The following is a 21,205-nucleotide window of genomic DNA, read 5'->3' on the forward strand; positions in this document are numbered from 1 at the left end:
GCACTGTGCCGCCGGCCTGCGGGTGCGTTGGGGGACGGATAAGCCCCCGGTGAGCCCCTGCGAGCCCCTTGTTGCCCAACATCCCCTTACACCAGGCTCTTATATGACGTTTGAGGAGGGGACATCCGTCATGGGACTTCTGGTACTTCCGCGCACAAGAAGGCGAAAGCGGCTATCGGCCGCACTCACCACCGCGACGGCCGCCACCATGCTGACAGTACTGACCGCCGTCGCGCTTCCCGCCCAGGCGGCGCCCGCCGAGGGGACCATTACCGGCCTCGGTGCAAAGGGTTCGGTGGGGAGCAGCTACATAGTCACACTCAAGGACGGGGTCAGGGCCCCGTCACCGGCCGGCCGGCGGATCGCCGAGAAGTACGGGGGCAAGGTCGAACAGACGTACAGCAAGGTCCTCAACGGATACGCACTGAAGATCGGCGAGCACCAGGCCAAACGCCTCGCCGCCGACCCGGCGGTGGCGTCGGTGGCCCAGGACTCCAAGGTCTCCGTCGACCACACCCAGCTCAACGCGCCCTCCTGGGGGCTGGACCGGATCGACCAGCCGGCGCTCCCGCTCGACCATTCCTACTCCTGGCCGGAGACGTCCAAGGGGGGCGCCGGGGTCAACATCTATGTGATCGACACCGGGGTGCGGATCACCCACCGGGACTTCGGGGGAAGGGCCTCGTACGGCTGGGACTTCATCGACAACGACGCGACCGCCGACGACGGCTACGGCCACGGCACCCATGTCGCGGGCACAGCCGCGGGCGAGGCATACGGCGTCGCCAAGAAGGCGCGCATCATCGCCGTCCGGGTCCTGGACGACAAGGGTTCCGGCACCACCGCACAGGTCGTCGCCGGGATCGACTGGGTCGCCGCGCACGCGGTCAAGCCGGCCGTGGCGAACATGTCGTTGGGCGGCACGCCGGACCCGACGCTCGACGCCGCCGTGCGGAGCGCCATCGCCTCGGGGGTGACCTTCGCGGTCGCCGCCGGCAACGACAGCCTCCCCGCCTCACTCGGCTCGCCCGCCCGGGTGGGCGAGGCGATCACCGTCGCGGCCAGCGACAGGAAGGACGCCCAGGCGAGCTTCTCCAACTGGGGCGCGCAAGTTGATTTGTACGCCCCCGGCGTGCGCATCACATCCGACTTCAATACAAGCGACACCGCGACAGCCACATACTCCGGTACGTCGATGGCGACCCCGCATGTCGCGGGCGCGGCGGCGCTCTACCTGGCCGCGCATCCGGCCGCCGGACCGGCCGAAGTCGCCCGGGCGCTGGTCGGCGCCGCCGCCAAGGGCAGGATCACCGGTGCCGGCGCCGGCACCCCGAACCGCCTGCTCCAGATCGGCAACTGACCCCGTTGGACCCGTCCGGCCCCGCCACCGAGGCGGGGCCGGACTGCCTTTGCCAAGAATTTCGGCCAGCTCCGGGGCATCCACAAGCTACGCATGGGTACCTGTTGCTCGGGAGCGTTCCGCCGTAATCCAATGGGCAGTCTCCCCATGTGGGCAGGTCTACCGTTGCGCAGCGCGGCGCACACTCCCATCCCAGCCTCGGCCCGTCCCACATGCCAACTCATATCCGCCCACCAGAGTGAACGCGGACAGGAGCGGCCATGCCCGCAGGTACGCATCCGAAGGAGCAGATAAAAAGAGCGGGGGCAAGCAAGGAGGCCATCCGGCGCTCCGACGCCAGAGCGCGGAAGGCGCGCTCGAACTCCGGCTCAGCGCAACCAGGTGAGGCAATGATCGGTCGCATCCCCGTCCTGGACGTCCAACCGCTCGTGGACTGCGGGCACCGCCCGGCCAAAGCGGTGGTCGGCGAGACCTTCCTGGTGACCGCCACGGTCTTCCGGGAGGGCCATGACGCCGTCGCCGCCAATGTGGTGCTGCGCGATCCGGCGGGCCGCTCCGGCCCGTACACCCCGATGCGCGAACTGGCCCCGGGGACCGACCGCTGGGGGGCCGAGGTCACTCCAACAGCCGAAGGGCGCTGGACATATACGGTCGAGGCGTGGAGCGATCCCGTCACCACCTGGCGGCACACCGCCGGCATCAAGATCCCCAAGGTCATCGACACCGAGCTGGTCCTCACCGAAGGGGCCGAGCTGCACGAGCGCGCCGCCGCCGGTATCCCCAAGAAGGACGGCCGGGCGCTGGTGCTCGCCGCCGTGGACGCCCTGCGCGACAAGTCGCGGCCGGCATCCGCCCGGCACGCCGCCGCACTGGACCCCGAGGTCGTCGCCGTACTGCACCGCTACCCGCTGCGCGAGCTGGTCACCACCTCCCGCCCGGCGGAGCTGCGGGTCGAGCGGCAACGGGCGCTCTACGGGTCCTGGTACGAGTTCTTCCCCCGCTCCGAGGGCGCGGTCATCGACGGCACCGGCCGCAGGCCACCCCGCTCCGGCACCCTGCGCACCGCCGCGCAGCGGCTCCCGGCGGTGGCCGCCATGGGCTTCGACGTCGTCTACCTGCCACCGATCCACCCCGTCGGCACGGCCTACCGCAAAGGCCCCAACAACTCCCTGACCCCGGGCCGCCATGACGTCGGCTCGCCCTGGGCCATCGGCTCGCCGGAGGGCGGCCACGACGCGATCCACCCGGACCTCGGCACCCTGGAGGACTTCGACTTCTTCGTCGGGCGGGCCCGGGAGCTGCGGATGGAGGTCGCCCTGGACTTCGCCCTCCAGTGCTCCCCGGACCATCCCTGGGTGAGCAAGCACCCCGAATGGTTCCACCACCGGGCCGACGGCACGATCGCATACGCCGAGAACCCGCCGAAGAAGTACCAGGACATCTACCCGGTCGCCTTCGACACCGACTTCAAGGGCATCGTCCGCGAGACCCTACGCATCCTCCGCCACTGGATGGAGCACGGTGTGCGGATCTTCCGGGTCGACAACCCGCACACCAAGCCGGTGGTCTTCTGGGAAAAGGTCATCGCCGACATCAACCGAAGCGACCCGGATGTCATCTTCCTGGCCGAGGCGTTCACCCGGCCCGCCATGATGCGCGCCCTCGCCCAGATCGGCTTCCAGCAGTCCTACACGTATTTCACTTGGCGCAACACGAAACAGGAACTGACCGAATACCTCACCGAGCTCTCCAGCGAAACCGCCTCATATATGCGGCCGAATTTCTTCGTCAACACGCCCGACATCCTCCACGCCTACCTCCAGGAGGGCGGCCGCCCCGCCTTCGAGGCGCGCGCCGTCCTCGCCGCGACCCTCGCGCCCTCCTGGGGCGTGTACGCCGGGTACGAGCTCTGCGAGAACACCCCCGTGCGCCCCGGCAGCGAGGAGTACCTCCACTCCGAGAAGTACGAACTGCGGCCCCGTGACTGGGCCGCCGCCGAGGCCGAAGGCCGCTCCCTGGCCCCCCTGATCACAGCCCTCAACCGGCTGCGCCGCCGCCATCCGGCCCTCCAACAGCTGCGCACCCTACACTTCCACGCCGCCGACAACGACAACATCCTGGTCTTCTCGAAACGATCAGCTGATGACGTCGTACTGGTGGTCGTCAACCTTGATCCCCACCACACCCACGAGGCGACCGTGTCGTTGAACATGCCGGAACTCGGCCTCGCCTGGCATGAGTCCGTGCCGGTGCGCGACGAGCTCACCGGCGACACCTACCAATGGGGCAGGGACAACTATGTGCGCCTAGAGCCGGGTGTAACGCCCGCGCACGCCTTCTCCCTGCGACCGTCTCCAGCGACAGGAGGGTCACCCACTTGATCGTCAACGAACCCGTCCCCGACACCTTCGAGGACACCCCCGCCAAGGACCGTGATCCCGACTGGTTCAAACGCGCGGTGTTCTACGAGGTCCTCGTACGATCCTTCCAGGACAGCAATGGCGACGGCGTCGGTGACCTTAAAGGCATCACCGCCAAACTCGACTATCTGCAGTGGCTGGGCGTCGACTGCCTCTGGCTGCCGCCGTTCTTCGCCTCTCCGCTCCGCGACGGGGGCTACGACGTAGCCGACTACACGGCCGTGCTCCCGGAATTCGGCGACCTCGCCGACTTCGTCGAATTCGTGGACGCCGCCCACCAGCGTGGAATGCGGGTCATCATCGACTTCGTCATGAACCACACCAGCGACCAGCACCCGTGGTTCCAGGCCTCCCGGTCGGATCCCGAGGGGCCCTACGGCGATTACTACACCTGGGCCGACGACGACAAGAAGTACCAGGACGCGCGCATCATCTTCGTCGACACGGAAACGTCCAACTGGACCTTCGACCCAGTGCGCAAGCAGTACTACTGGCACCGGTTCTTCTCCCACCAACCCGATCTCAACTACGAGAACCCCAAAGTCGTGGAGGAAATCCTTGCCGCCCTCCGCTTCTGGCTCGACCTCGGCATCGACGGCTTCCGCCTCGACGCCGTGCCCTACCTCTTCCAGGAAGAGGGCACCAACTGCGAGAACCTGCCCCGGACCCACGAGTTCCTGAAGCGGGTGCGCGCCGAGATCGACGCCGACTACCCCGACACCGTGCTGCTGGCCGAGGCCAACCAGTGGCCCGAGGACGTCGTCGACTACTTCGGCGACTACACCGCCGGCGGCGACGAGTGCCATATGGCGTTCCATTTCCCCGTCATGCCACGCATCTTCATGGCCGTACGGAGAGAGTCCCGCTACCCGGTCTCGGAAATCCTCGCCAAAACCCCGGAGATCCCCACCAGCTGCCAATGGGGCATCTTCCTCCGCAACCACGACGAGCTCACGCTGGAAATGGTCACGGACGAAGAACGCGACTACATGTACGCGGAGTACGCCAAGGATCCGCGTATGCGCGCCAATATTGGTATCCGGCGGCGGCTCGCCCCTCTACTCGACAACGACCGCAACCAGGTCGAGCTCTTCACCGCGCTGCTGCTCTCCCTACCGGGCTCTCCCGTGCTCTATTACGGCGACGAGATCGGCATGGGCGACAACATCTGGCTCGGTGACCGCGACGCCGTCCGCACCCCGATGCAGTGGACTCCGGACCGCAATGCCGGCTTCTCCTCCTCCGACCCCGGCCGGCTCTTCCTGCCGACCATCATGGATCCGGTGTTCGGCTACCAAGTCACCAACGTCGAGGCCCAGATGAGCTCCCCGAGCTCACTGCTGCACTGGACCCGGCGCATGATCGAGATCCGCAAGCAGAACCCGGCTTTCGGCCTCGGCTCCTACACGGAGCTGCCGTCCAGCAACCCGGCCGTCCTCGCGTTCCTCCGCGAATACAAGGACGACCTCGTGCTGTGCGTCAACAATTTCTCCCGCTTCGCCCAGCCCACCGAGCTGGACCTGGCAACCTTCAACGGCCGCCATCCCGTGGAACTCATCGGTGGCGTCCGATTCCCGGCCATCGGCGAATGGCCATACCTCTTGACGATGGCCGGCCACGGCTTCTACTGGTTCCGTCTGCGCCGCGACTAGCTTTTAGCTCGCAGGCGCGTCGCCGGGTGGGCCCGCGTTTGGGCGCGCCCGGCGTGGCTGCCTTTCCCACTGCGGTGGTTGCCGCTCCGTCCTCAAACGCCGGACGGGCTGGGTTTTGGTGCCCTGCGCCGGGGTTGACGGCGTCTGCCGGTTCTTGGGTCGGTGGCGCCTCCGGGGTGACTCTCCCCCAGCTACCGCTGGGAGGTGCCCCCACGACTGTGTGCCAGGACCCGGCGATCTATGCGCCATCGCCACCGGCACTTGGGCGACACAGTCTGCGGGGACACCCCTGCACCGCCCCCTCCGGCCGTCACAGCGCCTCACGGTGGGTTGTGTCCCGCGGTCACCCCGGGGGTTGCCCGGCGAGCGGGGCGTTGGTTTTACGGTCTCCGCCACAGCAAGGCCGTCACGCGCCCATCCGGCTGGGAGGGGACGCGCCGGGGTGTCCCCGCAGGGGACGAGCGCGTGCACCCCGGGCAAGCATGCTGTGGACCCGCACGCGCGAGCCCCGAGGAGATCACCCCACAGCGGCCCCGACCCCGCGACGGACATGGCGTGGCGGCACGCACGACAACCCAGCCCGTCCGGCGCTTGCGGGGGCACCTGCTGGGGGCACCTCCCGGCCGAAGGCTGGGGGAGGTAGCTGGGGGAGGAACCGGCACCCACCGCAGAGGGGGCGGAAGCGTGCCGGCCCAGCAGGGCAAACCCAGCCCGTCCGGCGTTTGAGGACAAAGCGGCGCCGGGGGCACCCTGCCATGCCGGTCCGGCCGGGCAAACCCAGGAGCGGCAACCCCGGCGCAACGCCCGTAGAATCGGAACCGACAGTTTCGTCCCGTAGCGCCGGGGCAGGCTTGGGGTGCTGCCCTCCTCGGCGACGTAGCCGATACGAAGGGCTCTTATACGCCAGTTGCACCACCTGCTCGGATGGTCTTCGTCCGACACGATCCCCGTCCGTCGGATGTCCTCCACCACGCACCAGTTCACTGGGGCCCACCGCAGTGAACGGGCAGGCACGGCACCCGAGGAAAGGACGTCATGTCGGAGACCTCGTGGCTTCGCTCCTCCACCACAACAAGTACGGCCCCACCCGCGCCCGGGCTGTTGCACGGGCTCGCCCCGCTGCTGCGGGAATGGCTGCCACGGCAGCGGTGGTTCGCCGGCAAGGGCAGCCCCATCAGCGGATTCGGACTGGTGTCCGCAACCGAGCTGCTGCCCTGCGACACCCGCATCGGCACGCCCGGTCTGCTTCACGTGCTGCTCGAGGTGCACCAGGCCGATGCCGAGCCGGATTGCTACCAGCTGCTGCTCGGCACCCGGACGATGCTGCCTCCCGCTCTGGCCCCGGCCCTGATCGGCCATGCGGTCGGCGGCCCGCTGGACGGCCTCACCATCTACCAGGCACTCCATGACCCGCGCCTGGCCGGGCACCTCCTGGACCGGTTGCGGAGCCCCGGGCGGACCGAGTCGCTGCGCTTCACCGCCGAGTCCGGCGCGGGGATCCCGTCCGGGCTGGCGCCACGGCTGTCGACGGCCGAGCAGTCCAACACCTCGGTCATCTACGGCGATACGTACATCCTCAAGCTCTTCCGCCGGATCTCCCCGGGGCCCAACCCTGACCTGGAGTTGTCGCTCGCGCTCGCCCGTGCCGGATCACAGCGCATCGCGGCGCCCGCCGCCTGGTTCGAGGCGGTGGGCATCTACCACGAGCCCGCGACCCTCGGCGTGCTCCAGCACTATCTGCCCGCTTCCGCCGACGGCTGGGCGCTCGCCCTCCGGGCCGTGGACGACGGCAATGACTTCACGCCGGAGGCGCGCGCGCTGGGCCAGGCCACCGCCGAGGTGCACGCCGCGCTGGCCCGCGCCCTGCCGACCGCCGTGCTGCGCCGCCAGCAGATCGAGCACCTGGCGGCGAGCATGGCGGAGCGACTGGACGCCGCCGCGACCGCAGTCCCGGCGCTGCGCCCGTACCGTACGCAGCTGCGTACCGCGTTCCACGATCTCGCCGTCCTGGGCGGCCGGGGCCGGTCCGTGGCGGCCCAGCGGGTCCATGGCGACCTGCATCTGGGGCAGGCGCTGCGCACGCCGGCCCAGGGCTGGGTGCTGATCGACTTCGAGGGCGAGCCCGCCCGCCCGCTGCCCGAGCGCCGCCGCCCGGCACCGCCGGTCCAGGACGTCGCCGGTATGCTCCGCTCCTTCGACTACGCGGCCCGCCACCGTGACCCGGTCGCCCCCGGCGCCGCCGCCTGGGCCGAACGCCACCGCGCCGCCTTCTGTGTGGGATACGCCGACGCATCCGGCACCGACCCTCGATCGGACCCGGTCCTCATACGGGCCTACGAGACCGACAAGGCCGTCTACGAGGTGCTCTACGAGGCCCGGAACCGCCCCGCCTGGCTTCCCATCCCCATGTCCGCCGTCCAGCGCCTCGCCGCTGGACCCGACCCCCTGGCCCCTCCGAGGAGGTCCTCATCGTGACCGAACGTCAACCCCTCCCCCATGCCGTTCCCGGAGCGCAACCGGAGGCAGTGGCACGCGGTTACGATCCCTCCGGCGTTCGCCCCGCGGCCTCCGGCACCGCTCCCCGGCCGTCGGCCCAGCCGTACCCCGCCGTGCCGCGCCCCGCCCCGGCCGGCCCCGGCAAGCCGACACCGGCCGGCACCCGGGCCGCCGCCCCGCTCGATCCCGCCGACCGGCACCGCCTGCTGGAGGGGGCCCACCATGACCCCCACGCCCTCCTCGGCGCCCGCCCGGCCCCCGGCGGCGTGCTCTTCCGCACCCTGCGCCCGTACGCCACCGGCGTCGCCGTCTCCGTACAGGGCACCCGTGCCGAGCTCGCCGACGAGGGTGACGGGTTCTTCGCAGCGGTCCTCCCGCTCCCCGCCGTCCCGGACGACTACCGGCTGCTCGTCACGTACGACGATGTCGAACACCAGGTCAACGACCCCTACCACTTCCTGCCCACCCTCGGCGACCTCGACCTGCATCTCATCCGCGAGGGGCGCCACGAACAGCTCTGGGAGGCCCTCGGCGCCCGTCCCATGACTCACGGCGGCACCACCGGCACCCGCTTCGCCGTCTGGGCCCCCAACGCCCGGGGCGTCCGCGTTACCGGCGACTTCTGCTACTGGGACGGCACCGGCTTCCCCATGCGCTCCCTGGGCTCGTCCGGCATCTGGGAGCTCTTCGTCCCCGAGCTCGGGGAAGGCGCCCGCTACAAATTCGAGATCAGCTGCCCCGACGGCTCCCGTGTCCTCAAGGCCGACCCCATGGCCCGCCGCACCGAACTCCCGCCCGCCACCGCCTCCGTCATCACCGACTCCCACCACATCTGGCGTGACCAGGACTGGCTCGACCACCGCGCCCGCACCGCCATCCATGAAGCCCCGCTCTCGATCTACGAGGTGCACCTCACCTCCTGGCGCCCCGGCCTCTCCTACCGCGAACTCGCCGAGCAGCTCCCCGCCTATGTGAAGGACCTCGGCTTCACGCATGTCGAGCTCATGCCCGTCGCCGAGCACCCCTTCGGCGGCTCGTGGGGCTACCAGGTCACTTCTTATTACGCCCCCACCGCCCGGCTCGGCACCCCCGACGACTTCAAGCACCTGGTGGACTCCCTCCACCGCGCCGGCATCGGCGTCATCATGGACTGGGTTCCCGCCCATTTCCCCAAGGACGAATGGGCTCTCGCCAATTTCGACGGCGCCCATGTCTACGAACACGCCTTCCGCAGCGAACACCCCGACTGGGGCACTCTCGAATTCGACCTCGGCCGCACGGAGGTCCGTAACTTCCTCGTCGCCAACGCCGTTTACTGGTGCGAGGAATTCCACATCGACGGGCTCCGCGTCGACGCCGTCGCCTCCATGCTCTACCTCGACTACTCACGCGAGGCGGGCGATTGGACGCCCAATGTGTACGGGGGCCGGGAGGACCTCGACGCCGTCGCCTTCCTCCAGGAGATGAACGCCACCGTCTACCGCCGCTGCCCCGGCGTCGTGACCATCGCCGAGGAATCCACTGCCTGGGACGGCGTCACCAAGCCGACGGACACCGGTGGCCTCGGCTTCGGCTTCAAGTGGAACATGGGCTGGATGCACGACTCCCTGGAGTACATGCACCACGAACCCATCCACCGTAAATACCACCACAACGAGATGACCTTCTCGATGGTGTATGCCTACAGCGAGAACTACATCCTCCCCATTTCGCACGACGAGGTCGTCCACGGCAAGGGCGCCCTGGTGTCCAAAATGCCGGGCGACTGGTGGCAGCAACGCGCGAGCCACCGTGCGTATCTGGGGTTCATGTGGGCTCACCCCGGCAAGCAGCTCCTCTTCATGGGCCAGGAATTCGCCCAGGGTACGGAGTGGTCCCACGACCACGGCCCGGACTGGTGGCTCCTCGACGAGACGTATGCCGCCGCCGGCGACCACCGCGGCGTCCGCGACCTCGTCCGCGACCTCAACCTGGGCTACCTCGCCACCCCCTCCCTCTGGCAGCGCGACACTTCCCCCGAGGGCTTCTCCTGGATCGACGGCAACGCCTACGAGGACAACACCTTCTCCTTCCTCCGCTACGACGCCGACGGCGACCCCCTCATCGCCATCAGCAACTTCTCCCCCGTCGTCCGTCACGCCTACCGCATCGGCGCCCCCGGCGAAGGCGTCTGGACCGAGGTCCTCAACACCGACTCCCTCCGCTACGGCGGCAGTGGTGTCACCAACCCCGACCTGGTCAAGGCCGAGCCCGTGCCCTGGCACGGCCGCTCCCACAGCCTCCTCCTCACCCTCCCGCCCCTGGCGACCGTCTGGCTGCGCCCGGCCTGAGCGACCGCCGGGCTGCCTCCATGAGCTCCGGGCTGGGCCCGCCCCCGTACGATGGACGCGATGACGCACCCGAACCAGCTCCAGGCGATCGGGCCCCGCACCATGCGGGCGCCCTTCCTGCTGGTGCTGGCGGTGCTGGCCGGGATCGTGGCGATGCATGGGCTGACCCCTGACGTCATGCCGGCCGCGCACGCAATGAGCGCGGCCACGATGAGCCCGGCGGCCCCGACACCCGCCATGTCGGCCTCCTGCACGCATGCCGTGCGCAGCGGCGGACCGGCTGACGGCCATCACTCCTCGCACGCGGACACGACCTGCGCGGCCGCCGGCACCGCCGGCGGCCCGGCGCTGCCGGCGCTGACGCCCGCGTTGGGCGTGGCGGCGGAGCCGCCGGTATCGGCGGGGGCGGTAGAGCCGGCAACAGGCGGCCGGGCGCCCCCGGATCTGGCCGAATTGCAACTCCTGCGCATATAGGCGGCGCCGATCAGCCTCGGCATGCCCGCTTACCGCTGACCGCTACCCGCTTCAAGCGGCACAGCGTTCCAAGAAGCACACCACAGGAGTTGCACACCCATGACCGCACAACACCGTTCCGCGATCCGCCGTGCCGCCGCAGCCGTGGCGACGGCGGTCGCAGCCGCCCTCGTACTGACAGCCTGCGGCAGCAGCGACAACAGCGCGAAGTCCACGGCCTCCGCGTCCGCGTCATCATCGGCCGCCGCCCACAACACCGCCGACGTCACCTTCGCGACCGACATGATCCCGCACCACCGCCAGGCGGTGGAGATGGCGGCGCTGGCGGCGGGCCGTGCTTCCTCCGCCTCGGTCAAGACACTGGCGGAGAAGATCGAGAAGGCGCAGGACCCCGAGATCAACACCATGTCCGGCTGGCTGAAGGCCTGGGGCAAGGACGTGCCCACGGACACGGCATCGAGCATGGGATCGAGCATGGGGTCCATGCCCGGCATGGCCTCCTCCGGGACCACGACCGGGACCGGGATGATGAGCTCCGCGGACATGGCGATGCTGAAGAAGGCGTCGGGCAAGGCCTTCGACAGCGCGTTCCTGACCATGATGGTCCAGCACCACCAGGGCGCGGTCGCGATGGCGAAGACAGAGCTGTCCAAGGGTTCGTACGGCCCGGCCAGGACGATGGCGCAGGACATCATCTCGTCGCAGACCGCCGAGATCAGCCTGATGAAGGGGCTGCTCGGCAGCAAGTGACCGGCATGCCGGTACCCCCCTTGGCGAAAACCCTCGGGGGGGTACCGGCACTTTCACCGGGCGGGGCAGCGGATCAGCTCAGCCCGCCGAGCACCGACTCGTCGATATTGCCGGGGCGCTCGCGCTGCGGGTAGTGGCCGACCGACCGGCACCCGGGCAACTTCGGTGTGGGTGCGGAAGTCGATGACGGAAACCTCGTCGCGGTTGCTGAGAGTGACGAACGTGCCGACGCCGAGCGGGCCCACGCAGTGTTCGACAACCCAATGGCCGGTGCGCAGGACGGCCCCGCCGGGAAGCGGCTCCTCGCCCGTGATCAGGCGGCACGCGAAGCAGTCCGTGCCGCTCATACGGCCTGCCCGTCCCGTCCGTCGCGCGGGCCGAAGGCGTCGATGGCGTCCTCCGCACTGGCGCGCGCCCGCACATAGGTGTCGGCCCAGTCGGCGGCGTCCGGGTAGCCGGATTCGGCGGCGATGCGGGCGCAGGCCGCGTCGTAGTCGTACGGCGTGCGGCGCAGCTCGACGCCTGGGCCGAGGAGGGCCCAGTGGGCGCCGGGGCGGCCGTAGGGCATGCCGACACTCCCGGGATTGACGATCAGCCGCCCATATACGAGCCGGGCATACGGCATATGGGCGTGTCCGCAGACCACGGTCTCCAGGGCCGGGTCGAGGCCGCCGAGAACCTCGGCCCAGCGCGCCGCCCGCGAGTCGACGAGGACGACCTCCTCGTCGTCGCGGGGCGTCGCGTGGCAGAAGACCACCCGGCCCAGCCCCGCGATCTCCAGCTCGGCGGTGGCGGGCAGCGCGGCCAGCAGCTCCACCTGGTCGTCGCGGAGCTGCCCGGCGGCCCAGTCGGATTCCGGGTAGCCGGACGGCTTGCCGCGCCGCGCCTCGACCAGCTCGCGGTCGGCGTTGCCGTTGACCCAGATCGCGCGGTCGCCGAGCGAGCTCAGCAGGTCGAGCGTCTGGACGGGCAACGGCCCGGCCGCCAAGTCGCCGGTGAGCACGATTTGTTCGGCATCACGTACATCGGGCTCCGCCAGCACGGCCTCCAGGGCAGGCGGGACGCCATGGATGTCGGACAGGACCGCTACTCGGCTCATCACGGGCTCACGCTCCCCCGTTCGCGCCCGCTACGCCCGCGTGTTCGCCGCAAGCGAGCACATGGAAGGCCCCGCCGAGCACGGGGGGGTGGCTCGGCGGGGCCGGTAAGGGGGCCACAGATCAGACGCCGGCCGGTTCCTTTGTCGCGGCGGGAGCGTCGCCGCCGGCGCCGCCGGCCTGGTCATCGTCGAGGAGAGTGGCCTCGTCGAAGGGGAGGTCACCGGCGAAGACGTGCTTGGCGCGCTCCTGGTCGAACTCGTTGGTCCAGTTGCCGATCAGGATGGTCGCCACCGCATTGCCGGTGAAGTTCGTCAGGGCGCGGGCCTCGCTCATGAAGCGGTCGATGCCGACGATGAGGCCGACACCGTCCACCAGGGCGGGCTGGTGGGACTGCAGACCGCCCGCGAGAGTGGCGATGCCGGCGCCGCTGACGCCTGCGGCGCCCTTCGAGGCGACCATCATGAACAGGAGCAGCCCGACCTGCTCGCCGAAGGAGAGCGGGGTGCCCATCGCGTCGGCGATGAAGAGGGAGGCCATGGTCAGGTAGATCATGGTGCCGTCGAGGTTGAAGGAGTAACCGGTCGGCACGGTGATGCCGACGACCGGGCGGCTGACGCCCAGGTGTTCCATCTTGGCGATGAGGCGCGGCAGGGCCGTGTCGGACGACGACGTCGACAGGATGAGCAGGTACTCGCGGCCGAGGTACTTCAGCAGGTGGAGGAGGTTGACCTTGGCGAAGACCCACAGCATCGTGCCGAGCACGATGCCGATGAAGAGCGCACAGGTGATGTAGAAGCCCAGCATGATGGACCCGAGGGCCTTCAGTGCGTCGACGCCGGTCTCGCCGACGACCGCCGCCATCGCGCCGAACGCGCCGAGCGGCGCCGCCCACATGATCATCGACAGCACCCGGAAGACCAGCTTCTGGATGTGCCCGACACCACGCAGCACTGCCTCTCCGGATGTCCCCATCCCCTGGATCGCGAAGCCGACCAGCAGCGCGATGAGCAGTGTCTGCAGCACCACTCCATCGGTGAAGGCGGAGACCATCGTGGTCGGGATGATGCCGAGCAGGAAGTCGACGGGGCCTTCACTGGCCGTCGCCGCCTGGGTGTGACCGACCGCCTTCACCGCCGTTGTGAGGTGCATGCTGCTGCCGGGGTGGAGGATGTTGCCGACCACGAGGCCGATCGCGAGCGCCACGAACGACATCGCGATGAAGTAGCCGAGCGCGAGCCCGCCCACCTTGCCGACCTTCGCGGCACTGCGAATCGAGCCGATGCCGGTCACGATCGTGCAGAAGATGATCGGCGCGATCATCATCTTGATCAAGGACACGAAGCCGGTGCCGAGCGGCTTGAGCTCCGTGGCGAAGCCGGGCGCGGCCAGGCCTACGGCGATACCGGCGAGTACGGCCACGATCACAGCGATGTACAGGTAGTGGGTGCGATCTCTACGACCGCCGGTGGGGCGCAAGGCCTGGGCTGACACCATTGTCTCCCTTATCGTCCGGCGTCGTCCCAACGCCCGCGATGGATAGGTCTCGGCGACTATGCGCCTCGCCCGTGACCTGGGTCACGGTTGCGTACATTGAGTTCGCGACGGGATTTGCACCGGCATGCACACTGTTGGCATGCCGATGTTCCGCCGCACCCGCCGCGCTCGCCCGCGCAGCCTCGCCGGGCAGCTTTTCGCCATGCAGGTGGTGATCGTGGCCGCAGTGGTCGCGGGGTGCGCGCTGCTCGCGTACGTCAACGCCCACAACCGGGCCGAGGACGCTGCGCGCCAGCAGGTGATGGCGGCGGCCCGGGCCGTGGCCGACTCGCCCTCCGTGGCCGGGGCGGTGCGCACCGCCCATCCGACCGCCGTCCTGGAGCCGTACGCCGAGCAGATCACCAAGGACACCGGCGTGGCTTTTGTCACCATCATGAATACGGACGGCATCCGCTGGACCCATCCGGACCGCACCGAGATCGGCAAGCGGTTCCTCGGCAACATCGGCCCGGCGCTCCGGGGCCGCACCTTCACGGAGACATACACCGGCACCCTCGGCCCCTCCGTGCGGGCCGTCACCCCGGTCTACGGCCCCGGCGGCAGCAAGAAGATCATCGCGCTGGTCAGCGTCGGCATCACCGTCAACACCATCAGCCACCAGGTGCGCAGCCAGCTCACCGCCCTGATCGGCGTCGCCCTGGCCGCCCTGGCGGTCGGCGGCCTGGGCACGTACATCGCCAACGCTCGGCTGCGCCGCCACACGCACGGCATGGCCGCGACCGAACTCAGCCGCATGTACGACTACCACCAGGCCACCCTGCACGCGGTCCGCGAGGGTCTGCTTCTGCTCGACGAGGGGCGCAGGGTCGCCCTCTGCAACGACGCGGCGCGCGAGCTGCTCGGCCTGCCGGAGGACGTCGCGGGCCAGGTCGTGGGCCGGTACGTCGCCGAGCTGGGCCTGCCGGCGTCGCTGACGGGCGCGCTGCTGGCCGCCGAGCCCAGGGTGGACGAGGTGCATCTGACCGCCGAGCGGGTCGTGGTGGTCAACACCTCGCCGGTGCGCGGCGGCGACGACGGCTCCTCGTCGCGAGCGCGCAGCCGCCTCGGCACCGTGGTGACACTGCGCGACCACACCGACCTCCAGGCCCTCACCGGGGAGCTGGACTCGGTGCGGGGCTTCGCGGAAGCGCTGCGCTCGCAGGCACACGAGGCGTCGAACCGGCTGCACACCGTCGTCTCGCTGATCGAGCTCGGACGGCCGGACGACGCCGTGGAGTTCGCCACCGCCGAGCTGGAACTGGCCCAGGCACTGACCGACCAGGTGGTCGCGGCGGTCGGGGAGCCGGTGCTGGCGGCACTGCTGCTGGGCAAGGCCGCGGAGGCGAACGAGCGTGGCGTGGAGCTGCTGGTCACCGAGGACAGCCGGATAGACGACGGCGTACTGCCGGCCGCGCTCGCCGCACGCGACCTGGTCACCATCCTGGGCAATCTCATCGACAACGCCATCGACGCGGCCATCGAGGGGGCCGCCCTCGGCTCCGCCCGCCCGTCGGTCACCGTCACCGCCCGCGCCGACGGCGGCGAACTGCTGATCCGGGTCGCCGACTCCGGCCACGGGGTCGACCCGGCGGCCGTCCGCGAGGTGTTCCGGCGCGGCTGGACGACGAAGAGCGAGGGCCACGGCCTCGGCCTCGCCCTCGTCGAGCAGGCCGCGCGACGCCATGGCGGGGCGGTGGAGGTCGGGCACGAGGTGGGCGCCGTATTCTCCGTGCGGCTGCCCATGCGACAGGAGGCCCACGCATGACCCACGCCGACCCGGCACCCGACGGCGGCCCCCTGCCCCGGCAGGCCATCACCGTACTCGTCGTCGAGGACGACCCCATCGCGGCGGACGCGCACGCCATGTACGTCGCGCGCATCCCCGGCTTCACCGTGGCAGGCAAGGTGTACTCCGGGGCGGCGGCGCTGCGCTACTGCCGGCGGCACCCGGTGGACCTGATCCTGCTGGACCTGAACCTTCCCGACGGCCACGGCCTCCAGGTCGTACGTTCGCTGCGCGCGGCGGGCAACACCGCCGATGTGATCGCGGTGACCTCTGCGCGGGACCTCGGTGTCGTACGCCAGGCGGTGTCGGCCGGCGTCGTGCAGTACCTGCTGAAGCCGTTCACCTTCCCCACTCTCCGGGACCGCCTGGAGCGTTGGGCGCACTACCGCGCCGAACTGGCCGGCGGCGAGGCGTCCGGCCAGGACGAGGTCGACCGGGCGCTGGCGGCGCTGCGGACGCCCGAAGCGTCCGTACTGCCGAAGGGGCTGAGCGGGCCGACGCTGGAAGCGGTGACCCGGGCGCTGCGTGCGGCGGGGAGCGAGGGCCTCTCAGCGAACGCCGCGGCCCAGGAAATCGGCGTCTCCCGCATAACCGCCCGCCGGTACCTGGAGCACCTGGTCGACACCGGACGGGCACTGCGCAGCCCGCAGTACGGCCAGGTGGGGCGCCCTGAGCTGTGCTACCGCTGGGCGGCACGCACGCAGTCGTAGCCCTCGGGCCGGTGGCCTACGCCCCGGCCCGGATGCCGGCCGCCGGACGGCCCCGGCGGGGACCCGTGCGGGCGTAACAGCACTCGCCAGGAGCCCCCGGCGGCTTTCCGCCCCGGGGCCCCGGCTCAGAACACCGACTCGGCCTCGTCCATGCGGTTCTCCGGCACGCGCTTGAGCGTGGTGACCGCGTCCGCCAGCGGGACGAGGTCGACGGAGGTGCCGTGGAGGGCGGTCATGTGGCCGAAGGCACCCTTGTGGGCGGCCTCGACGGCGTGCCAGCCGAAGCGGGTGGCGAGGATGCGGTCGTAGGCGGTGGGGACGCCGCCGCGCTGGACGTGGCCGAGGATGACGGGCTTGGCCTCCTTGCCGAGGCGCTGCTCCAGTTCGACGGCGAGGGCAGTGCCGATGCCTATGAAGCGTTCATGACCGTACTGGTCCACGATGCCCTTGCCGTAGTCCATGGTGCCGGCGGCGGGGTGGGCGCCTTCGGCGACGCAGATGACGGCGAACTTCTTGCCGCGGGCGAAGCGCTCCTCGACCATGGCGACGAGGTCGGCGGGGTCGAAGGGCCGCTCGGGGAGGCAGATGCCGTGGGCGCCGCCGGCCATGCCGGATTCGAGGGCGATCCAGCCGGCGTGGCGGCCCATGACCTCGACGACCATGACGCGCTGGTGCGACTCGGCGGTGGTCTTGAGGCGGTCGATGGCCTCGGTGGCGACCGTGACGGCGGTGTCGAAGCCGAAGGTGCGGTCGGTGGCCGAGATGTCGTTGTCGATCGTCTTGGGGACGCCCACGACGGGCATCCCGGCGTCGGCGAGCATCCGGGCGGCGGTGAGGGTGCCCTCGCCGCCGATCGGGATGAGTACGTCGAGGCCGTAGGCGCCGCAGAGCTGCCGCCAGTTGTCGGCGGCCTCGTGCAGGCGGGTTCGCTCCAGGCGGGTGGAGCCGAGGATGGTGCCGCCGCGGGCGAGGATGCCGCTGACCGCGTTGAGGTCCAGGGAGCGGTAGCGGCCGTCCAGGAGACCCTTGAAGCCGTCCTCGAAGCCGATGACCTCGTCGCCGTGACCGGCGAGGGCCCGGTGCACGACGGACCGGATCACAGCGTTGAGACCGGGGCAGTCGCCGCCCGCGGTGAGGACTCCGATGCGCATGGTCGTACGTCTCCTAGCGGGGCCCGGTGGGGGGCCTAGTTCGGCTTGGCGACCAACGTGGCCTCGGTGGTGCGTCCGGCCACATAGTCGTCGATGTTCTTCACGGTCGCTTTAATGATCTGTTGGAGGGCGTCGCACGTGTAGTACGCCTGGCCCGGGGTGACCAGGACCTCCGGGTACATCATGAGCCGTTCGAGCGCGCCGTCCGCACCCGCCTCCCCCTCATGGACCGGCTGGATGTCAAGGCCGACGCCGTCCAGGCGCCGCTGCCGCACCGTCTCCGCCATCGCGGCGGTGTCGATGAGGCCGCCGCCGCCGGCGTTGACCAGGATCGCGTCGTCCTTCATCGCCGCCAGCGCCGCCGCGTCGACGAGGTGGTGCGTGCCGGGCAGCAGCGGCACATGGAGGCTGATGAGGTCCGCCTCGCGGAAGAGCCTGTCCAGGTCCGCGTATTCCATGCCGAGCCGCAGGCACTCCGGATTCTCCTCCCCCTCGGAGTCCCAGCCGAGCAGGCCCATGCCGAAGCCGTACGCGATTCGGGCGAAGGCCGCGCCGGTCGGGCCGGTGCCGACCACCCCGGCTGTGCGGCCGTGGAAGTCCCGGCCCAGCAGGCCGTCCAGCCGGAAGTCGCCCTCGCGCGTGCGGTTGACCGCGCGGACGACGCGGCGGTTGACGGCGGTCGCGAGCGTCCACGCGAACTCGGCGACCGCGTACGGCGGGACGGCCGGCACCCTCGCGACGGTGAGACCCAGGCGCTCCGCGTGGCCGGTGTCGATGTTGCCGAATTCGGCCGAGCGCTGGGCGATCATTCTCGTCCCGCCCTTCGCCAGGGCCTCCAGGACCGCTGCCCCGAGATCCGCGCCGGCGGTGGTGCTCACCGCCTCGTACCCGGTGGCCAGCGCCACCGTCCCGGCGACCAGCGGGATGTCCAGCGAGCGGATGTCGTGCCGCCCGGCGAACGCGGCCTCCAGCAGCGGCCGCTCGTCGCGCCGCACTCCAAAGGCGAGGATCTCCACGCGCCCGCTCCCTTCCGGTCGTACTCCTACGACAGGCGCTCCGGCCCTATACAGGCACTCTGGGCCGTCACGGTGGTGCCCGCATCCGGACAGGGACCCCGACCGGTGTTTGACGGCGACTCCCCCTACCCGCTGCGGGCCCTACGCAGCCCTGACGGTAATGTCAAGGTGGGATCAGTCACCCTTACGGTGGATCTTTCGGACAGCGCGAGAACATGGATCGGAGACCCTGCGTGACGCGCAGCGTGTACGTAACCGGCATCGGTCGCGGCGACGGCCGGCAGGTCGTTGAGCTGGGAGTCATGGAGCTGCTGACCCGCCAGGTGGGCCGGGTGGGAGTGTTCCGTCCGCTGATGCACGAGGGCCCTGACCGGATGTTCGACCTGCTGCGCAGCCGGTACCGGCTGGCCCAGGACCAGGCGACGGCTTATGGCATGCGCTACGAGGAGGCGGCGGCGCTGCAGGCCGAGGAGGGCCGGGACGGGCTGACATCGCGCCTGGTCGACCGCTTCCACCGGGTGGCCGGGGAGTACGAGGCCGTGCTGGTCCTGGGTTCGGACTTCGCCGAGACCAATCTGCCGTCCGAGCTGGGCGTCAACGCCCGCCTGGCGAACGAGTTCGGCGCCTCCGTCCTGCCGGTGGTCGGCGGCATCGACCAGAGCGCCGAATCGGTGGCCAACGAGGTCCGCAACGCGCACCACGCCTACACCAACCTCGGCTGCGACGTGATCGCGGTGATCGCCAACCGGGTCGCCGCCGAGGCGGCCACGGAGGCCGCCGGGCGGCTGCACCGGGGACTGCCGGTGCCCGCCTACGTACTGCCCGAGGAGCCGGCGCTGTCGGCACCGACCGTGGCGCAGATCGCCGAGACGCTCGGTGCGGAGGTGCTGCTCGGGGACCACGCGGGGATGGCCCGGGATGTCATGAACTTTGTCTTCGGCGGAGCGATGCTGCCGACGTTCATCAAGGCGCTGACCCCCGGCTGCATGGTGATCATGCCCGGAGACCGCGCGGACCTGCTCATCGGCTCGCTGGCCGCGCACTCCGCCGGGGCCCCGCCGATCGCCGGGATCGTGCTCACCCTCGACGAGCGGCCGGGCCCGGAGATCATGGCTCTGGCGGCCCGGCTCGCGCCCGGGACGCCGGTGCTGTCGGTGCCCGCCGGCAGTTTCCCTACGGCGGCGGACCTGTTCGCCCTGGAGGGGAAGCTGGGCGCGGCGTCCCCGCGCAAGGCGGAGACCGCGCTCGGGCTCTTCGAGAAGCATGTGGACACCGAGGAGCTCACCCGGCGGATCTCGGTCGGCCGCAGTGAGCGCGTCACACCGATGATGTTCGAGCACACTCTGATCGAGCGGGCCCGGTCCGGCCGCCGCCGCGTGGTGCTGCCCGAGGGCACCGAGGAGCGGATCCTGCACGCGGCCGAGGTGCTGCTCCGCCGTAATGTCTGCGATCTGATCCTGCTCGGCGACGAGGACGTCATCCGCAGGCGTGCGGGCGAACTCGGCATCAGTCTGGACGTCCCGGCCTGCACCATCACCGATCCGCAGACCTCACCGCTGCGCGAGCTCTTCGCCAAGATCTACGCGAAGCTCCGCGCGCACAGGGGCGTCAGTTACGAACTGGCCTACGACGTAGTCGCCGACGTCTCGTACTTCGGCACCCTGATGGTGCAGGAGGGCCTCGCCGACGGCATGGTGAGCGGCGCCGTGCACTCCACGGCGGCGACCATCCGCCCGGCGTTCGAGATCATCAAGACGGACAAGCAGTCGGGCGCGGCGATCGTGTCCTCCGTCTTCTTCATGTGCCTGGCCGACAAGGTGCTCGTCTACGGCGACTGCGCGATCAACCCCGATCCGGACGCCGAGCAGCTCGCCGACATCGCCATCCAGTCCGCCGCGACCGCCGCCCGGTTCGGGGTCGAACCACGGGTGGCGATGCTTTCGTACTCGACGGGCACCTCGGGCTCCGGCGCCGATGTGGACAAGGTGCGCAAGGCTACCGAGCTCGTCCGCGAACGCCGCCCCGACCTGCTGGTCGAAGGCCCGATCCAGTACGACGCCGCGGTGGACGCGGATGTCGCCGCGACCAAGCTGCCGGGCTCGGAGGTCGCAGGCAAGGCCACCGTGCTGATCTTCCCGGACCTCAACACCGGCAACAACACCTACAAGGCCGTGCAGCGCTCCGCGAACGCGGTCGCTGTCGGCCCGGTGCTCCAGGGGCTGCGCAAGCCGGTGAACGACCTGTCGCGCGGGGCCCTGGTCTCCGACATCGTCAACACGGTCGCCATCACAGCCATCCAGGCCCAGGGCGAGCCCGGATGACCGGCGAGTTGTGGGCAGGCGTTCCGCAGCGCCAGCGGAGCGAGATGGGGGCACCTCCCGGCCGAAGGCCGGGGGAGGGCGGGCACAACGAGGCCACCGGCCCGCA

Annotated in this window: 15 protein-coding genes; 10 read left to right on the forward strand and 5 right to left on the reverse strand. The window is 70.3% G+C overall.

The window, feature by feature from the left end:
- Nucleotides 1–130 precede the first annotated feature (130 nt).
- From FCI23_RS21110 to FCI23_RS21140, 7 genes are all read left to right on the forward strand, one after another.
- Nucleotides 131–1,360: a S8 family peptidase gene (locus tag FCI23_RS21110; protein WP_136725497.1), complete on the forward strand. Its 1,230-nt coding sequence runs from the start codon at nt 131–133 to the stop codon at nt 1,358–1,360.
- A gap of 389 nt (nt 1,361–1,749) precedes the next feature.
- On the forward strand, nt 1,750–3,741 hold the full coding sequence (locus FCI23_RS21115) for an alpha-1,4-glucan--maltose-1-phosphate maltosyltransferase (RefSeq protein ID WP_169316870.1): 1,992 nt from the start codon (nt 1,750–1,752) through the stop codon (nt 3,739–3,741).
- The gene (treS, locus tag FCI23_RS21120; protein ID WP_136725499.1) at nt 3,738–5,432 is read left to right on the forward strand and encodes a maltose alpha-D-glucosyltransferase; all 1,695 of its coding nucleotides are present in this window, start codon (nt 3,738–3,740) and stop codon (nt 5,430–5,432) included. Before FCI23_RS21115 ends, treS begins: the two co-directional genes overlap by 4 nt.
- A 1,035-nt stretch (nt 5,433–6,467) precedes the next feature.
- Nucleotides 6,468–7,907 carry a maltokinase N-terminal cap-like domain-containing protein gene (locus tag FCI23_RS21125; RefSeq protein ID WP_136725500.1) on the forward strand — a complete coding sequence of 480 codons (1,440 nt, stop codon included), beginning with the start codon at nt 6,468–6,470 and terminating at the stop codon, nt 7,905–7,907.
- Complete coding sequence (gene glgB / locus FCI23_RS21130) at nt 7,904–10,258, forward strand: 1,4-alpha-glucan branching enzyme (protein WP_136725501.1); 2,355 nt, start codon at nt 7,904–7,906, stop codon at nt 10,256–10,258. Before FCI23_RS21125 ends, glgB begins: the two co-directional genes overlap by 4 nt.
- Nucleotides 10,259–10,318: 60 nt before the next feature.
- Nucleotides 10,319–10,732: a DUF6153 family protein gene (locus tag FCI23_RS21135; RefSeq protein ID WP_136725502.1), complete on the forward strand. Its 414-nt coding sequence runs from the start codon at nt 10,319–10,321 to the stop codon at nt 10,730–10,732.
- Nucleotides 10,733–10,831: 99 nt separating this feature from the next.
- Nucleotides 10,832–11,482: a DUF305 domain-containing protein gene (locus FCI23_RS21140; RefSeq protein ID WP_136725503.1), complete on the forward strand. Its 651-nt coding sequence runs from the start codon at nt 10,832–10,834 to the stop codon at nt 11,480–11,482.
- A gap of 53 nt (nt 11,483–11,535) precedes the next feature.
- On the opposite strand, the gene FCI23_RS21145 is transcribed toward FCI23_RS21140, so the two are convergent.
- From FCI23_RS21145 to FCI23_RS21155, 3 genes are all read right to left on the reverse strand, one after another.
- Nucleotides 11,536–11,829 carry a hypothetical protein gene (locus FCI23_RS21145; protein WP_136725504.1) on the reverse strand — a complete coding sequence of 98 codons (294 nt, stop codon included), beginning with the start codon at nt 11,827–11,829 and terminating at the stop codon, nt 11,536–11,538.
- Nucleotides 11,826–12,581 carry a metallophosphoesterase family protein gene (locus tag FCI23_RS21150; RefSeq protein WP_407646005.1) on the reverse strand — a complete coding sequence of 252 codons (756 nt, stop codon included), beginning with the start codon at nt 12,579–12,581 and terminating at the stop codon, nt 11,826–11,828. The genes FCI23_RS21145 and FCI23_RS21150 overlap by 4 nt, the downstream gene beginning before the upstream one ends.
- Nucleotides 12,582–12,702: 121 nt before the next feature.
- The gene (locus FCI23_RS21155; protein WP_136725506.1) at nt 12,703–14,076 is read right to left on the reverse strand and encodes a cation:dicarboxylate symporter family transporter; all 1,374 of its coding nucleotides are present in this window, start codon (nt 14,074–14,076) and stop codon (nt 12,703–12,705) included.
- A 139-nt stretch (nt 14,077–14,215) separates the two neighbouring features.
- Here FCI23_RS21155 and FCI23_RS21160 point away from each other — a divergent pair, with 139 nt between their 5' ends.
- Together FCI23_RS21160 and FCI23_RS21165 are read left to right on the forward strand one after the other, a co-directional pair.
- Nucleotides 14,216–15,880, forward strand: a complete 1,665-nt coding sequence (locus FCI23_RS21160) for a sensor histidine kinase (protein WP_246143881.1) — start codon at nt 14,216–14,218, stop codon at nt 15,878–15,880.
- Complete coding sequence (locus FCI23_RS21165; RefSeq protein ID WP_136725507.1) at nt 15,877–16,611, forward strand: response regulator; 735 nt, start codon at nt 15,877–15,879, stop codon at nt 16,609–16,611. The genes FCI23_RS21160 and FCI23_RS21165 overlap by 4 nt, the downstream gene beginning before the upstream one ends.
- Before the next feature lie 125 nt (nt 16,612–16,736).
- On the opposite strand, the gene FCI23_RS21170 is transcribed toward FCI23_RS21165, so the two are convergent.
- Both FCI23_RS21170 and FCI23_RS21175 read right to left on the reverse strand, forming a co-directional pair.
- Nucleotides 16,737–17,762: a 6-phosphofructokinase gene (locus FCI23_RS21170; protein ID WP_136725508.1), complete on the reverse strand. Its 1,026-nt coding sequence runs from the start codon at nt 17,760–17,762 to the stop codon at nt 16,737–16,739.
- Nucleotides 17,763–17,797: 35 nt separating this feature from the next.
- A complete protein-coding gene (locus FCI23_RS21175) occupies nt 17,798–18,778 on the reverse strand; it encodes an NAD(P)-dependent oxidoreductase (RefSeq protein WP_136725509.1) in 981 nt (326 codons plus the stop codon).
- A 233-nt stretch (nt 18,779–19,011) separates the two neighbouring features.
- Here FCI23_RS21175 and pta point away from each other — a divergent pair, with 233 nt between their 5' ends.
- Nucleotides 19,012–21,099: a phosphate acetyltransferase gene (pta, locus tag FCI23_RS21180; RefSeq protein WP_136725510.1), complete on the forward strand. Its 2,088-nt coding sequence runs from the start codon at nt 19,012–19,014 to the stop codon at nt 21,097–21,099.
- Nucleotides 21,100–21,205 lie beyond the last annotated feature (106 nt).

Source organism: Actinacidiphila oryziradicis, assembly GCF_005047355.1.
Taxonomy (GTDB): domain Bacteria; phylum Actinomycetota; class Actinomycetes; order Streptomycetales; family Streptomycetaceae; genus Actinacidiphila; species Actinacidiphila oryziradicis.